The sequence below is a fragment of the Borreliella lanei genome, from assembly GCF_014205895.1.
GTDB lineage: Bacteria > Spirochaetota > Spirochaetia > Borreliales > Borreliaceae > Borreliella > Borreliella lanei.
In genome coordinates, this window is sequence record NZ_JACHFC010000002.1 from 204,026 (window position 1) to 221,088 (window position 17,063).

The window sequence follows — 17,063 nt, forward strand, 5'->3', positions numbered from 1 at the left end:
ATCAAATTGGCAATTAAAATTAAGCTCACATAAGTAAGCTTAATTTTAATTAAAACCAGCAATAAAAGCCTCTCCGTCCCCATCAATAAACAAGTTTTCTGCTTTTCTGCCTATAAATACGCTCTCGCCTTTTTTAAGATTTAAGGATTTATTTATACTCACGCACCCATCTAAAACTAGCAAGACCATTGCACTATTTCTATCAATACAAATGTTCTCATTTATTTTTTTTTGAATCAGTTTCAAATTAGTATTTGGAAGTCTAAATACACTAAAACCATCTTGAAAATCGGGATTTAAAAATGATAACTTTCCTTCCTCAAATTGACCAACTCTTAACATCTCTTCTTTATCAATATACTTTGTAGTAAGCCCAGCTCTAATAACATTGTCAGAATTGGTCATAAGCTCAATGCAGTCTCCCTTAAGATATGCGTGCACCTCCTGACTATTTGTATAAACAACTTCTCCTGGTTTTAGCTTTAAAATATTCATACCCAAAAACACTAAAAGACCCACATCTACACCGTAAATATTGTAAATTTCATTAAACCAATAGCCCCTAAAATTATCAATAAGGTGCAAATTTTTTAAAATTTTTTCAATAATCTTCTCAAGTTCATACGCTTGTAAATCAAAAATAGCCTTTACAAAGTCTTTATGTGAGTGAAAGTCAAAATTTAATTTCAGAATTTCACAAATTTTTTTAATCTCATACAACGGCAAAAAGCCTTTAAGGGCATAAAAATCACTCAAGGCATATATAAGTTCAATTTTAGGGTTCTTATCTTTATATGTCCTTCTAGGATCATTAATGTCTATCCCTTTATTATTCTCTGATTCATACCCTTTTAAGGCAATATCTTTAGAAGGATGAATTTGAATAGATAAAGGTTTATTTGCAGACAATACCTTAAATAAAAAAGGAAATTCGTCATTACAGCCTAAAAGCTCTTTATGGTCTTCTAAAAAATCGCTTAAAAGCACATATTCATTTTTATATAAAATCTTACTAGAAAATGTCTTGTGTGCTCCAAGCCACATTTCAGCCTTAGGTCTTCCATCAATCTTATCGCCCAAAAGATTGGGAATAAAATTAATTCCTCCCCAATCATATTCTTTAATATTATTTTTCATTAAAAAAATATTATTTTCATTATTCATTCAGATTCCTTTAATTTTAAAGATTTTAAAAAAATTACCAAAGCTGTTGCAACTGCAACTCCAACAGCAATTGCAATAATAAACTCAAATTTATTATCAATAACAGGAAGTACTATTGGTCCTCCGTGTGGAGCATGATTAGCAACACCTAAAAAAGCAGCAATAATGCTTGATACAGCTCCTCCTACCACTATTGAAGGAATTACCCGTCCAGGATCACTAGCGGCAAAAGGAATAGCTCCCTCGCTAATACCAATAAACGAAATTAAAAAGGCTATTTTGCCGGATTCTTTTTCTTCACTTTCAAATAATTTAGGCGCCAAAAAAGTTGCAAGCCCCATAGCCATAGGAGGAACAGGAATTGCCGCTGCTACCATTCCCATTATTTCTGGCACTTGAGGAATTAGCCCTACACCAAAAAGAAATGCTACTTTATTAAAAGGCCCACCCATATCAACAGTAATCATTGAACCTAGTACCAAACCTAAGAAAATTTTACCCAACACGCCAAACGTTTCTGAATTGCTCTGTAAAGACTTAAGCCCGCTTTCAAGTACCCCCATAAATTCTCCAACATAAACACCAACATACAACATAAAAAAGCCAACAATAATAGTGCTTATTAGGGGAATTACAAATATAGGCATAACGGGTCTTAACCACTCAGGAACAGACCTTCTTGCTAAAAACCTTGCAACATAGCCTGCAAGAAACCCTGCAAATATTGCGCCCAAAAACCCTGCTTTTACATTCCCAGAAATCACTCCACCAACAAGACCGGGCGCAAGACCAGGCTTATCAGCAATTGCCATTGAAATAAAACCAGCAAGCACGGGCAGCATCATTCCAAAAGCGACAGATCCAATATCTGAAATCTGCTTATAAAATGGATGCTCAGAAAAATTAGGCCCATCAGGTCCAATCCCAACAAAAGCAATGCTAAGAGCAATTAAAATTCCTCCACTTGCAACAACAGGAATCATTGGAGATACTCCACTCATTAAATATTTATAAAAACTACCTTTGCCTGTTGCAACCGAAGCTTTAGGAGTGCTATTAGCTCCAGAGTCTTTGCTTTTAAATACTGGAGCATTAAAAGATTCCTTAATAATATTTTCTGTATTGTTTATCGCTTTTACAGTTGAGACTTTATAAACTCTCTTGCCTTCAAATCTCTTTTCATCAATATCCTTATCAACAGCAAGTATTACAACAGCTGCATTCCTAATTTCCTCTTCGGTTAATGCATTTTCAATGCCAATAGATCCTTGAGTTTCTACTCTAATGCTATAACCCTGCCTTTTAGCTTCATTTTCAATTTTCTTCGCTGCAATATATGTATGAGCAACTCCAACAGGACAAGCAGTTACAGCCACTATTTTTTCTGCTTTTGTGGCTCCAAAAACCTCTTCTTTGGCTTTTCTTTGAATATTCTCAATATAATAATAAATGTCATCAGTAGTAATAAACCCACTTAAAGCATTTTGAAAAGCATCATCTTCAAATAGTTTAGCTATAAAAGCAATCGCCTTGAGATGCTCATTACCTTGCTGTTTTTTTGACATACAAATCAAAAATATTAAATTAACAGGAGGATTTTCTTCAGACCACTTAACCCCAGCACCTTTAATGTAAAGCAATGAAATAAAACTGGTCTTAACCACATCCCCTATAAAATGAGGAATTGCAACCCCATTTTCCCAAGAAGTGTCACCTATCTTTTCTCTATCAAGAATTCCTTGAAGAAACTCTTTTTTATTATCTATATATCCCTTATCATTGATTTTTTCAACTAAAAAATCAATTACATCTTCTTTTGAATTTACTTCTGGCAAAATAAATACAAGATCTTTTTTCAAAAAATTAAAAAACATAACTGTGGACTCCTAGTAATTAAACATACTGTATAATATACAATAAAATAGCATAATATTGAAAAGGCAAAACAATTTTTATATTATTTAAAATAATCTGTTTATGAAAAAAACTCCAAACACTTGTATTTTATTAACATTGATGCTTATCATTTCCAACTTAAATGCACTTGCAAATGAAGAAGGCAATACTAATGAAAAAAATGATCAACCCAAACAAAGATCTAATTTTTTTAGCCCAGAAAGAGGATTCACATATTCAACAGGAATTGGAATTGGAATTGGATTTTTTCTAAATTCAAATATTAAACACCTTATTTTTAGACCTTATTATACATTCTCTAATAATACTTTTGATTTTTTAATCATTGCTATGATATTAACAAAAGAAAGCCTTAATATCCCAAAAAAAATGCAATACTTTAAATCTTATATTGGGGGAGGAATAAACTGGCACATTGCAAACTTAATTAAAAAAACAAAATATTTTTCTGCTACCATTGGCATAGGTGGTCGTTTTTACCTATCTACAAACTTCATAGGAGACATTCGATTTTACGAAAAATTGCCTTATGTGATAGAGCCTTACATGTTTATTGAAATTTCTTCTAAAAAGGCAATTCCTTTAATGGGATTGGACTTTAAAATTGACTTTTTATTTTTAGATACATTTAACATTTCTTTTAATTTCACTATTAGATATAATTTTAAGGACGAAAACGAGATGGAAACATGAAAAAAAGGTCAAAATTTTTTCTTTACTGCTATATTTTATGCCTAACAGGATTTTTATTTTTTTCCTTAAATCCAAAAGCCCTAAAACAAATTAAACACAAAATTTATGACTATTTAGAAATAATAGAAAATAAATACATTACCATTACAAAATCTATTCCAATAAAAGAATCCCAATTAATACCAAAAGGATATCTTACTACCCAAATAATAAACAAAAAACACTATACCTTAGGATATGCTGAAAGCGCAAGACAATCCGAATGGGCTGCTTATCCGCTTAAAAGAGAAATGGTAGAGCTAGCACTAACTTTGTTAAAATCAAAAAAAATTAAAAGGAGTACCAAATTCTTTGAAGACACCAACATCAAAGGTACTTTCCCAAAACTTGAAGATTACTTTAAAAGCGGTTATGACAGAGGACACATAGTAAGTTCTGCAGACATGTCTTTTTCTGAAAATGCAATGAAAGATACATATTTTTTATCAAATATGGCACCTCAAAAAAGCGAATTTAATTCTGGAATTTGGCTAAAACTTGAAAAATTAGTAAGGGAATGGGCAATCTTAAAAGGACATATATATATCATTAGTGCTGGAATTTTAACAGAAAATAAAGGATTTATTGGTAAAAACAAAATTTTGATACCTAAAAATTTTTATAAAATAGTACTAGCAATTAATAATAACAATTATTATGATATAATCTCTTTTATTATTCCAAATGAAAAAGCAAAAGACTTGGATTTGAAAAATTACGTTGTTAGCGTCGATTCAATTGAAAAAAAAACAAAGATAGATTTTTTTGAAAAACTTGATTCAAAAATTAAAAAAAATATTAAAAAAATACAAAACACGCATTCTTGGAAATTTAAATGAAATCAATATTTACAAAGTTAAACGCTTCTATCAATCTCTTTCTTTTTATAATTTTTATTTTAGCAACACTAGTTATACTAACTTTCTCTTATAAAATAAAATATAATGAAAATTATCAAAATTATATTCTAGAAATTTACAATAATAATTTTATAATATTGGTTAATAAATTAACCATCTTTATTGCTGGAATCATAGGCTCACTGTGGTCATATATTAACTATAAAAGAACCAACAACATACAATTTATACTTTTCTATTGCTTTATTAGCTCATATACATTAGAACCTATTTTGATCTCCGGAGATTTTTTTTTAAATAATAACCTAAATTCAAGTTATTATTTATTTACAAAATTTATCCTTTTTGTAAATACTTTTTCATTATTAAATTTATTTTTTCTAAGTTTATATATATGCGATTTCAAAATAAAATCAATACATTATACAATTTACATTATTTTAATCTTTGCCTGCATATATAGTTACACAATGCCCATTAATTCATACGAAAATAGTCAAAACTACGGCATTCTTAAAATTGAAAATACAAAATTTTATATAGACGCATTCTTGCTACTTATTTTAACAAACTTTATAGTAGCTTTTTTAAGAAAAAAAAGCTTTGACTATTTTTTCCTTTTTGTTTCAATGCTTTTAATATTAAGTGGAATTTACTTGAATTTGCTAAAAATACCTTATGCCTTTATCCCAATCTCAATTGGTACACCAATCTACTTAAAAAAATCAGGAAAAATTTTCTTTTATTGGCTATAAAAAAAGGAAGTTAAAAAATAGGACGAAGCTGAAACAACAAGTGGTAAAAATAAATTGTCATAATTAGCAGCATCAAAAAGCTCTACCAATGCTGCTAAAATTCCAAGAATTAAAGCTACTGCTAAATAAGGAAAAAAATAATAATATGAAAAAAAAGTAACACAAAATACAACAAGACTGCCAGAAATTGTTTTATCGTTTACAAGCTTAAAAGAAGGAATTAACTTTCCAATAAGACTTGCAAATCCATCGCCAAGACATACCGAAAATATTCCAATATAATTGAAAGGATACATAGTCAAACAATATGATATCAATATACCTAAAAACAAAAAGACAGGTGAAAAAGATACTCTATTGGGCAATATTTTTCTTGATTTTAATATTATGTTTGAAATATTTTTAAATAAAAGTATTTTTTTTTTAGTAATTCTAAAAATTTCAGAACTTAGGTATAAAATCATAAAAAGTATATTAGAAACAAGTCCTATCCAAAAATTTATTCCATAAAAAACTAAAACTATTAAACTAAAAATATGAAAAAATTTTCTAAAAATTTCATACTTAATATCTTCTCTAAAAATTGCTCTTTTAAACCCATTAAAAATCATTTGATCTTTTTTAAATGCATATTAAATCGATATTTGTAAATATTTTTTCAATACTCATTAAATTCCTCATTTACTACTGCAAATAAATTAAAATAAACAAAAACCTTTTTATAACTCTATGTCTTATAATAAAATTACTTATATTAATTTTACAATTTTTTTCAAAAAAAATATTCTTACCTAGAGATTTATTATAAATAGGCAATACTTATTTATAAAGAGAAGAATTAAGCAGGTTCCCAAAAATGCTAGAAATTGAAGATAAACTATTTTTAAAATTTTGCGATTTTATATATAACAACAGTGGAATTCGTTTTGATGAAAAAAATAAATTTGTTCTTCAAAGCAGAGTGAACGACGCAGTACGAGCTCTTGCTCTTGAAAACCCAGCACAACTTTATAATTTAATAATTAGTGAAAAATTAAAAAAAGAATATTTCTTGGATTTAGTAACAACCAATTTAACAAGATTTTTTAGGAATTCACTACATTTTCAAACTTTTGAAAAATTTGTAATTCCCAATTTAATTAAAATTAAAAACATAGAAGAAAAAAATAGGATTATTATCTGGTCTGCAGGATGTTCAACAGGAGAAGAACCTTATTCATTGGCATTTGTACTCAAATCAAAGCTTCCAAAAGAAATGGATTTTGTTATTATTGCTTCTGATTTAAGCTTAAAATCTTTGATGATAGCAAAAGAGGGATATTATTCATCAAACAAATGTGAAAATATTCCTAAAGAATACCGACACTATATATATTCTCATTCAAACGGATATAAAATTAAAAATGAAATTAAAAATCATATAAGATTCGACTATCATAACCTAAACTTTGAAAGTAATTTTTCACAAATTGATGTTATTTTTTGTAGAAATGTATTAATATATTTTGATGAAAAATCAAAAATTAAAGTACTTAAAAAATTTTATAACAATATGTCTAAAAACAGCTATTTATTTATAGGACACTCAGAATCACTTTTTGGACTTAACCTTCCTTTTAAATTTTTAAAAACACCTTGGGCAATAATATATGAAAAAAAAGATACTAGCTGTCAAAAAGAAAAATTCAAATCACAAAATAAATATAAGCTATAATTTAACAAGAATAAAATGGGGAAAAAATAACAGTGGAAACAAAAATTTCTGTACTTATCATAGAATACTATGCTGTAAAGAGAAAACTTATATCAGACCTTATCAATTCGTCTCCAAAACTCCAAGTCATTGCAACTGCTTCTAATGGCAAATTTGCAACAAATAAACTTAAAAAACATAACCCCGAAGTAATATTAATGAATTTAGAAGAAAACAATGTTAAAGATATTCTATTTTTGGAGAAAAAAAAGAATATAAACAAAACAATACCAATTGTCGTCACATCTTCAAATCAAGACCTAATAAACATTGCTGCTTTAAAGGGCGCTGATGACCTTATATTAGTATCTAAAAATAAAAAATCACATGAAATCAAAAAAGAACAAATTATTAATTCTCTTTTAACCTATGGATCAATATCTATAAAAAACAAAATTGTCTGCAATAAGGATATGAAAACAAAAAACTATGAAAGAGCTAATTTTTTTTCAAATCACAAAAATGACATTTCTTCATCAACTCAGCTTGAAGAACATGCAAAAGAAAAAATATTAAATGAAAAAGAAATAAAAAAACTTAAACTGAGAAAATTTGACATAATAGCAATTGGAGTATCAGCGGGTGGACCTGTGGCCTTGAAATCAATATTACCAGAAATACCTGAAAGCTTTCCGCCAATAATAATTGTTCAACACATGCCTAAAGGATTTACAGAAGAATTCGCAAAAAATCTTAACAATCTTTGCAAAATAAGCGTAAAAGAAACCACCAATAACGAAATATTAAAGCAAGGGCATGCATATATTAGCTTGGGCGGATATCATACAAAAATCAAAAAAATCGATGGCAACTATCAAATAAAAACCCTCGATGGCAAACATATAAATGGTCATAAACCATCTATTGGAGTTTTATTTCAATCTATTGCAGAGATTGCAAAAGATAAAGCAATTGCCATAATAATGACTGGAATGGGAAATGACGGATCAAGAGAAATTGGAGATATAAAAAAAGCTGGGGGACTAACTATTGCGCAAGACAAAGAAAGTTCTATGGTTTTTGGAATGCCAAAAATAGCAATAAAGGAAAACAATATAGACTATATAGTTCCACTAAACCATATGGTAAAATTATTAAAAGCTATACTAATTAGTAGCTAAATTTTTTTAAACAAGGAATATTTTTTGGACAATAAAAAAGAAACCACCGAAACAGAAGACTGTTTTTCCCATGTAAGTAAATTTAATATACACAATAAAACAATATACATACTTGGAACTGCTCACGTGTCAAAAAAAAGCTCAGAAGATACTGCAAATTTAATAGAAATCTTAAAACCAGACTATATTGCAGTTGAACTTGATGAAGCTCGCTATCATTCGATCTTAAATACCAATGAAAATGAAAAATGGAGAAACTTAGATATAGATAAAGCATTAAAACAAGGAAAAGCTTTCTTTCTCATAATAAACATAATCCTTAGTAATTTTCAAAAAAAATTAGCAAAAGAACAGGGAATAAAACCTGGTGAAGAAATGAAAACAGCTATTTTAAAAGCTAAAAAACACAATATTCCACTAATTCTTGCTGACAGAAAAATTGAAACAACTCTAAAAAGAGCTTGGATATCTATTCCAATATTCGAAAAAGCAAAAATAATCTCAAGCCTTTTTTCCCTAGCAGATACAAAAATTACAAAAGATGAAATTGAAAAACTCAAAGAACAGGACGCTCTTTCAAAAATAATGGAAGAACTTTCTAAAGAAATACCCAAAGTAAAAAAAGCTTTAATTGATGAAAGAGACGAATTTATTACAAACAAAATGCTTGAAGGAACAGGCATTATTCTTGCCGTTGTGGGCGCAGGTCATGTAAACGGAATAATGAGAACTCTAAAAGAAATAAGCCAAAATAAAAAAACAATAAACGTTGAAGAACTCGAGAGAATACCTAAAAAACATTTTTCATTTAGCAAAGTGCTATCTTACTTGATTGCAATTTCAATCATTTTACTAATAGCAAGCTCTTTTTACTTTAAAGGATTTGATTTTGCTTACAAAAATTTAAAACTTTGGATAATCTCTAACTCTCTTTTTTCAGGCATTGCATCTATTTTATTAAAATCTCATCCTTTAACAATTTTAACAGCTATTATAGGCTCTCCAATATTTTCCTTAATACCATTCATAGGAACAGGCATGGTAGCAGGCCTTGTTGAAGCTTATATAAACAAACCAAAGGTCAAAGATTTTGAAGATCTACAAGAAGAATTATCGACAATAAAAGGATATTTTAAAAACAAAGTTACAAGAATTTTATTAATAGTACTTTTTGTAAACCTTGGATCTACAATTGGGACAATTGTAGGACTTAAATTTTTATTAAATGTTTTTAAATAAACCCTTAAAATAACAAATATTTACACAGGAGTATATATGGGACTTGTGTTTTTAGGTCCTCCAGGTTCTGGAAAGGGGACCATTTCAAAAATTATTTCCAATGAATTTAAATGCCAACACATTTCAACAGGAGATTTGTTTAGAGAAAATATTTTAAATTCCACGGCTCTGGGGCAAGAAATAAAAAAAATTGTTGAAAGGGGAGAGCTGGTCCCTGACCTAATTACAATCAAAATAGTAGAAGATAAAATTAAAGCTATTAAAAAGAATAAAGATTTTATTCTAGATGGATTTCCGCGCAATATTTGTCAAGCCGAAGCTCTTGACAAATTTTTGCCAAATGTAAAAATAATAAACTTTTTAATTGATGAAGAGTTAGTAATAAAAAGACTCTCGGGAAGAAGAATTTGCAAATCTTGCAATAATATTTTCAATATATATACCCTAGCAACAAAAACAAATGGCATTTGCGACGTTTGTGGAGGAGATCTTTACCAGCGAGAAGATGATAAAGAAGAATGCTTGAAAACAAGACTTAAAGAATATAAATTACAAACAAAACCACTAATAGAATTTTACTCAAAATGCTCTAGACTTAACAATATTGATGCATCTGTTAAGATTGACGAAATGAGAAAAAAAATAATTAAAATAATGTTAAAAAAAAATTAAATGGGAAAGGTATTCAAAATAAAAATGTTAATAAAAAAAATTTGCTTTTGCTTGTTGCTTTTGCAAGCAAAAATAATTCTTGCCCAAGATCAAGAGAACTTAGAATTCAATAATGAATATTTTTACTTTAATTTTCAATCTGCTTATTATCCTCCCCACGAGTTGGGCACAAATGGAAAAAGCTTTTCACAAAGCTTTAAACGTCCCAACTTCCAAAATATTGAACCAAGTTTAAAAATTCCAGTCAATTATTGGGGAGGAATAAAACTAATATCATATTTGGGCTACTATAAAAATTTTAAAGCTTTGCACAATCCCAATTCTATATTTTTTAAAAATAATGGCATAGACATAGATTTAAATATAGGATTGTCTCCTGTAAGTGTCTCATTTAAAAGCACAGTAAGCTTTACTCCTATTGCTTTTTTAAATTTATATGCATCAAATGAACTTGGTATAGGTTGGCAAGCTTTTGGATTTAAGGGAGTTGGGGTACACATTGAAAATGGAAAATATTCAAATGATGTTGAATTTTATTCAGAAATAACAGCAGGGGGACGATTCCAATTTGACTTAAACGCTATTTTTCAAGGAGAATGGACACACATTATTACAGTTATTGGAAATGATTTTACATACTTAATCAATCCCCATGCAAAAAAAGATCAACTTTGGAAATATAAAGCAGATGATGGTAAAAATATAAATGGCATGCTAATAAAACCTTACGCTCTTTTGGCTTACAAAATGCCAATACCTCTTAACACCATAGGCCTACTTTATGAAGGGAAAACACAAATTGGCAAAGAAAGAAAAATAAGCTCTTGGAAAAACAAAGGCTGGGGAAGTGATATTTTTTATCACAATATTTCTATTGTTGCTAATTTTGAAGTTATCAAACCTTTAACAATTGGCCTGCAATTTAAATTATCTACAAATCCCACATACACAAGTAACACAGCTGGACTGGCTGATATTTCAAAAAGAATAGCAACTGGCAATTCTTATTTTTATTACGACTCTATTGGGATATCTATAACTTATAAATACTAAAGCCTATTAAATATAGATTTAATACCTAAACTGATTTCTTCCAGAAACTTTAGCATCATAAAGCTTGCGATCAGCAAGCTTTATGATATTGGTAAAATTATTATCAATAGGAACTTCTTGAGCAAGTCCAATTGAAACAGTCACAATGCTAGAAACACTACTGTGTTCATGAACTATTCTTAAACACTTTATATCATTAATCATTGTTTTAATAATGCTAATCATTTCATTTAGACTCTTGTTGACAGAAAAAAAAATAAATTCTTCCCCCCCATATCGAGCAACATCTATTTTGTATTTTAAAGAAACCTTATATAAAGCTTTAGCAATCAATTTAAGACATTCATCACCATTAGTATGCCCATAATTATCATTGTAATTTTTAAAATTATCAATATCCAACATCCCAACAATTATTATTTCTTTATTTTCTAAAGCTTTCATCCACGACTTAGAAAATTTATCCATAAAAAATCTTCTGTTTGGAATTTGAGTAAGCCCATCAATTCTAGACAAGCTTTTAAAATAATCTCTTAACCTCTTTAATTCAAGATGCGTCTTAACTCTAGCATCAATTATTCGACTATTAAAAGGTTTTAAAATATAATCTACCCCACCAACGTTAAATCCTTCAAGTTGAGCATCTGTGGAACTTCTTGAACTAATGAAAATTACAGGAATCTCTTTAGTATCAGGATCGCTTTTTAGCTTTCTACATACCTCATAGCCATTAATATCCGGGAGACCTATGTCAAGAAGCACAAGATCTGGACTATCTTTTTCAACTTGCTTTAAAGCATCAAATCCATTTGTTGCAACCTCAATCTCATAAGCATCTTGCAATATATTTACCAATAAATCTAAATTGGTGGGAGAATCATCCACAATTAAAAGCTTCTGATTCTCAGCTTCAAAAGCTTTATCTTTAATTATCATTTCCACTGCTAATATCTCTTATTATTAAGCATTTTAATAATCTCTTCAAGAATCTTAGAGCTCTCAGCAAATCTATATAGTCTTAAATTTCTGCGAAGATCACCAAATAATACCTGAATATTATCGTCTAAAACATACTTGTCAATGCTCTCAAGAATTTCTTTATATTCTCTTGGCTTTCTAGTCTTAATACCAATTAAAAGTTTGTTGAGAAGGTTTAAAAGTTGATCATTATTTTTAAAGCATAGCTTGTTCTCATTAACAACATCAGACTCAAACAAAATATTTTCCTTTATGTCGCTTATTAGTTGAAATAAATCATCTTTTACAAAAAAATACATTTTTTTCAACTCAGAAATTGAATCTTTACTTGTTTCAATTTTTTGAAAATCTTTATACAATTCGCTACGCATATTAGAAAGAGCTCCAGATATTGAATGAGATATATCCTTAATTAAAGACAAATTTTCCTCATCAAAAGCTTTTTCTAAATCAACAATATTAATAGAGATAAAATCAACAAGTCCTCTACATAATTCAGAATATGATACATATGAAAGATTTAATTCTTTTAAGGCCCTATTAACATCTAAATTAGAAAACTTAATAGGTTGATTCAAATCTTCATTCTCCCAAATATCATCAATTTCAAACTGTAAGTATTTCTTTAATATGGTTTTAATTGAACTTATGTGTATTGGTTTTGAGATGTAATCATTCATACCACTTGCAAGACACTTGTCTTTATACTCTTGCAAAGCATGCGCTGTTACAGCAACTAAAACACAAGGCTTTAAATTCTTTGCCTTTTCAAATTTTCTAATCTCCTTAGCCACGGAAAATCCATCATATCTTGGCATTCGTATATCAATAAAAGAAATGGCATATTTTTTCTCTTTTAAAGATTTCAAAGCCTTTACTCCATCATCTACAACATCAATAAAATTTTCATTAATGCCTATTACAACAAGAATATCTTTCAACACTTTTTGATTTACCTGATTATCTTCAGCTATTAAAACATTAATGGGTTCTTTTATCTTAAAAACATTATCTATTAGAACCAAATCATCAAAATCCATTTCTGAGTTAAACGCTTTTTTATAAAAAATAGAGCATATACTAAGCCCCATTAAAGGCTTTTTAACATACCTATATTTTAAATTTTTTAAAGCTTGATTATCTAAATAATAAAATAAAAAAATAATTTGTACATCAGAACTTAATCTTTCAATATTATTGGCAAATCGAATACTCTCTTGAATATTATCGTTATTTACATTTACATAAACAAAATTATAAAAAGGATATTCCTTGAAGACTTTATAAGCATCCTCAAAAGACGCTACATAGCGCACATTAGACGAGCATCCCAATAAAATCGAACAGTGCTCAAAAATTTTAATAGATTTTTGACTTAAAAGCACATTTAATACTTTATTATCACCATTTATTGATTGAAATCTATTGATTGACAAATTTTCGCTTTTAAGCTCACCGCCCAATAAAAAGGGCAACATAAATGAAAAAGTTGTGCCCTCTCCCACCTTACTATCGACAGCAATGCCAAGACCACCCATTAGTCTTATAAGCTCTCTAGATATTGACAATCCCAATCCCGCACCCTCATGAACCCTTGAAGAAGAATCGTCCTCTTGTTTGAATATTTCAAATATCTTAGAAAAATTCTCTTTTTCAATCCCTTTGCCTGTATCTATTACCTTAAATTCAACTGTAACTAAAACTCTATTACCATCGGTTCTTGTTCTACATATTTCTTCATAGTTTAAAACAATAACACCATCATCTGTAAACTTAAAAGCATTTCCTATTAAATTAATTAAAACTTGTTTAATTTTTACAATGTCACCCTTTATATAATTCTTAAAAATAGATTTAGAATAAGAGAATAAATCAATATTTTTCTTTGCACATTGAGATTGAAAAGTTTTTAAAACCATTTCCATTTCATTCTCTAAATCAATCTCTTGACTCTCAACATATAATTCATTAACATCTATTTTAGACAAATACAATATATCATCAATTAAAGAAAGCAAAGAATCAGATGAATAATTTATCATCCTAACATAGTCTTTTTGAACATCTGTAAGAAAAGTTGTATCCAAAAGCTCAGTAGCCGCCATTATCCCGTTAATAGGGGTACGAATGTCATGACTGACGTTAGCTATAAAAATGGTTTTAGCAGCATTAGCAGCTTCTGCAATCTTTTTCTCATTCATAACAAAAGAATATCTTCTTTTCTGCTCAAATGATAATCTGAACATAAATATAATTACAAATCCTAAAAAAGTAAAATAAAACATAATAACTGTTATCACTAGAAATTTGAAACTTTTAAACCTGCTATCTTTGGATTTATAATAAATATCAAATTTCCAATCATTTAAATACATCTGACTGCCAACATTCGAACGCATAACAACTTTTTGAATAATTTCTTTCAAGATATAATCCTGATTATAAATAGCAAGACTCAAATCAAAAGCCAAATCTCTAAAAGTAGGAATTTTTTCAACATCAATAATATTCAATTCTTCAAAAACAGCAGCAGCTGTATACTCATCGCTAATAATCCCATCTACCTTCCCCTTATAAAGAAGAAGCAAAGCCTCTTTAAAGCTACTTACCAAAATAAGCTTTGATTTGATATTAGAAGCCAAATTTTTACTATATAAAAAATCAAGTATAGCAAACCTTTCTAAAGATCTAGAGGGAAGCACCCTTTTCTTATTTGAAAAAATATAAAGTGGAATTCGAGAATTTAATTTTATGTTGAAAACATTCTCTAAATTTGAATCTAATGCATTAGTATTTAGCATATCGATTTTTCCAGATTTAATTAATTTTTTAAGATCTAAACTATTGTGTGCTTCAATTATGTTAAATCCCAAACCTGAAAACATTTTAATCTTATCAAGCAAAAATTGATTTATTCCTTTATAATTATTTGCTTCAACATAATCTATTGGATACCAATTTTTAACAGCAAGATTTAATTTATTATTTTTTGATAACCAAATTTTTTCTTCTATATTAAATTTAACCTTATTCATAATTTTATAACTATTTATTCTAGAACTATTAATCTCTTCTTTATCCAACCAATTTTTATCTATTTGAAGTAAAGATTCAAATGAAATATCATCAAATATAGCATTGAGAATATATTTAATAACCTTATAAATCCTGTTATCAATAGCTAAGACTAAAAACCTATTTTTATTAAAAATCGAATCGTAAGATTTTAATCTACCGTTATATCCATTTAATTTTAATAAATATTTTGTTGTTATTGAATTTTCTATAAACCCATACGAATTATTAACAATATCTATAAAGTTATTAACAATATCTTTATTCTTATTTAATTGAATATTATTAAAATTAAAATCAATAAACTGAGAATTTATTGGACCAACACCACCATTTAGATCTTTAGAATAAAATTTAAAATTAAGAGGATATATTGGCTTACTTACTACATAATTAACATTTTCCAATACACTATCATTACTAATAATTCCTCCAAAAATCCCTACTGACTTTCCATCTAATGATTTCTTAACATCCTCTTTAGGGAATCCCTTAAAAATAGGTTTAAAAATATATTGCCTTGAAAGAAGATTCCATAAATCTACTAAAATGCCAGACAACTTCCCCTGTGAATTAATAAAACTTAAAGGAGGATAATCATTATATAAACCAACATCAATAAAATTTCCCTTAGAAGTACTATCTAAAAAAGAAAAAACATCTTCATCAGAAATTTTCATCAAATAAGAAAATAAATCTAAATTCAAATTCTTTATTATCTCGGGAGCATTTCTACTAATGGCTACTCTATTTTTGATACTATAAAAAACATCTCCAATAAAAATTACAAGATCTTCACTAAAAAAAAGCTTTGAAATGTTGTGTAAAGTCTTACAATCACCATATATATAATCAACTTTATCATTTTTTAAGGCCAATAATAACTCTTGGATATTATCAGCCAAAAAAATAGTATTAACGCCTTTTAGTCTTAAAATATCTTCATATATTGTATTTTTAACAACTCCTATATTAAAATTGGATAAAAACGTTGAATGGATATTTTTATATTTTTTATTAGAGTTTTTAGAAAATAAAATTGAAATACTCCTAGTAAATTCACTTTTAAAATAAAAAAAATCATTAAATTTTGTATTATAAGTCAATCCTATATATATTGCCTCGTCTTCAATTTCACTTTCATTTAAATTATCAATATGTTCAACCCTGATATCAACATTGTTATCTTTTGCCCATTTATCTAAAATAGGAAAAATAAGCCCCACATATTCTCCTTTATTATTCTTATGGTAAAAAGGAAAATATTGATCTACGAGCTTAAACTTGTAAATATCCTTAGAAAATAAATTGACGTTGACAAAGCAAACCAAAAGTAAAATTAAAAAATTAATACTTAAAAAGTTTGCTTTTTTCATGTTATTTTAAAATTTCCTTATTAAAATACAATAGTTTTACCACTGTGTAAAAACAAATATACACAATAAATTCAAGGTTTAAAGTATAAAATAAAAACCCTGGCAATAACCTACTCTCCCGCGAACTCGCAGTACCATCAGCGAATAAGAGCTTAACTTCTGTGTTCGGAATGATAACAGGTGTTTCCTCTTTTCTCTAACCACCAGGGTTTTTACAAGGAAGACAAAAATATGGCCAAAGATACGGGTAATTAGTATTAGTCAGCTTAATACATTACTATACTTACACTTCTAACCTATCAACCTGGTATTCTTCCAGGACCCTTAAAGGATATCTCATCTTGAGGAAGGCTTCCCACTTAGATGCT

General features: G+C 28.2%; 13 protein-coding genes and 2 rRNA genes. 8 read left to right on the plus strand and 7 right to left on the minus strand.

Annotated features, from left to right (window positions below; translation table 11 throughout):
- Nucleotides 1–45: 45 nt before the first annotated feature.
- Entirely contained in the window at nt 46–1,164 is a 1,119-nt protein-coding gene (gene manA / locus HNQ06_RS03165) for a mannose-6-phosphate isomerase, class I (RefSeq protein WP_184107498.1), read from the minus strand.
- Entirely contained in the window at nt 1,161–3,038 is a 1,878-nt protein-coding gene (locus tag HNQ06_RS03170) for a fructose-specific PTS transporter subunit EIIC (protein WP_184107499.1), read from the minus strand. The genes manA and HNQ06_RS03170 overlap by 4 nt, the downstream gene beginning before the upstream one ends.
- 103 nt (nt 3,039–3,141) lie before the next feature.
- Between HNQ06_RS03170 and HNQ06_RS03175 the strand changes: the two genes are divergently transcribed.
- From HNQ06_RS03175 to HNQ06_RS03185, 3 genes are read left to right on the plus strand one after another with little or no spacing between them, the layout of a single operon-like run.
- A complete protein-coding gene (locus tag HNQ06_RS03175) occupies nt 3,142–3,774 on the plus strand; it encodes a hypothetical protein (RefSeq protein WP_184107500.1) in 633 nt (210 codons plus the stop codon).
- Complete coding sequence (locus tag HNQ06_RS03180; protein WP_184107501.1) at nt 3,771–4,652, plus strand: DNA/RNA non-specific endonuclease; 882 nt, start codon at nt 3,771–3,773, stop codon at nt 4,650–4,652. The genes HNQ06_RS03175 and HNQ06_RS03180 overlap by 4 nt, the downstream gene beginning before the upstream one ends.
- On the plus strand, nt 4,649–5,428 hold the full coding sequence (locus HNQ06_RS03185) for a hypothetical protein (RefSeq protein ID WP_184107502.1): 780 nt from the start codon (nt 4,649–4,651) through the stop codon (nt 5,426–5,428). Before HNQ06_RS03180 ends, HNQ06_RS03185 begins: the two co-directional genes overlap by 4 nt.
- On the opposite strand, the gene HNQ06_RS03190 is transcribed toward HNQ06_RS03185, so the two are convergent.
- Nucleotides 5,416–6,036, minus strand: a complete 621-nt coding sequence (locus HNQ06_RS03190) for a diacylglycerol/polyprenol kinase family protein (protein ID WP_184107515.1) — start codon at nt 6,034–6,036, stop codon at nt 5,416–5,418. The two genes, HNQ06_RS03185 and HNQ06_RS03190, sit on opposite strands and share 13 nt — an antisense overlap.
- 248 nt (nt 6,037–6,284) lie before the next feature.
- Here HNQ06_RS03190 and HNQ06_RS03195 point away from each other — a divergent pair, with 248 nt between their 5' ends.
- The 5 genes from HNQ06_RS03195 to HNQ06_RS03215 are packed head-to-tail and all read left to right on the plus strand — an operon-like array spanning nt 6,285 to nt 11,266.
- Nucleotides 6,285–7,142 (plus strand): protein-glutamate O-methyltransferase, encoded by an 858-nt coding sequence (locus tag HNQ06_RS03195; RefSeq protein ID WP_184107503.1) that lies wholly within the window; start codon nt 6,285–6,287, stop codon nt 7,140–7,142.
- Nucleotides 7,143–7,174: 32 nt separating this feature from the next.
- Nucleotides 7,175–8,302, plus strand: coding sequence for a chemotaxis protein CheB (locus tag HNQ06_RS03200; protein WP_184107504.1), 1,128 nt, complete (start codon nt 7,175–7,177; stop codon nt 8,300–8,302).
- 24 nt (nt 8,303–8,326) lie between these two features.
- Nucleotides 8,327–9,541, plus strand: a complete 1,215-nt coding sequence (locus HNQ06_RS03205) for a TraB family protein (protein ID WP_184107505.1) — start codon at nt 8,327–8,329, stop codon at nt 9,539–9,541.
- Between the two features lie 36 nt (nt 9,542–9,577).
- Complete coding sequence (locus tag HNQ06_RS03210; RefSeq protein ID WP_184107506.1) at nt 9,578–10,213, plus strand: adenylate kinase; 636 nt, start codon at nt 9,578–9,580, stop codon at nt 10,211–10,213.
- Between the two features lie 24 nt (nt 10,214–10,237).
- The gene (locus HNQ06_RS03215; RefSeq protein ID WP_184107507.1) at nt 10,238–11,266 is read left to right on the plus strand and encodes a hypothetical protein; all 1,029 of its coding nucleotides are present in this window, start codon (nt 10,238–10,240) and stop codon (nt 11,264–11,266) included.
- Between the two features lie 18 nt (nt 11,267–11,284).
- On the opposite strand, the gene rrp1 is transcribed toward HNQ06_RS03215, so the two are convergent.
- From rrp1 to HNQ06_RS03235, 4 genes are all read right to left on the minus strand, one after another.
- A complete protein-coding gene (rrp1, locus tag HNQ06_RS03220) occupies nt 11,285–12,208 on the minus strand; it encodes a cyclic-di-GMP-producing response regulator Rrp1 (protein ID WP_184107508.1) in 924 nt (307 codons plus the stop codon).
- 2 nt (nt 12,209–12,210) lie between these two features.
- Nucleotides 12,211–16,695: an ATP-binding protein gene (locus tag HNQ06_RS03225; protein WP_184107509.1), complete on the minus strand. Its 4,485-nt coding sequence runs from the start codon at nt 16,693–16,695 to the stop codon at nt 12,211–12,213.
- A 97-nt stretch (nt 16,696–16,792) separates the two neighbouring features.
- A 5S ribosomal RNA gene (gene rrf / locus HNQ06_RS03230) occupies nt 16,793–16,903 on the minus strand.
- 23 nt (nt 16,904–16,926) lie between these two features.
- Nucleotides 16,927–17,063: ribosomal RNA gene (locus HNQ06_RS03235) — 23S ribosomal RNA — on the minus strand; the annotation flags it as partial.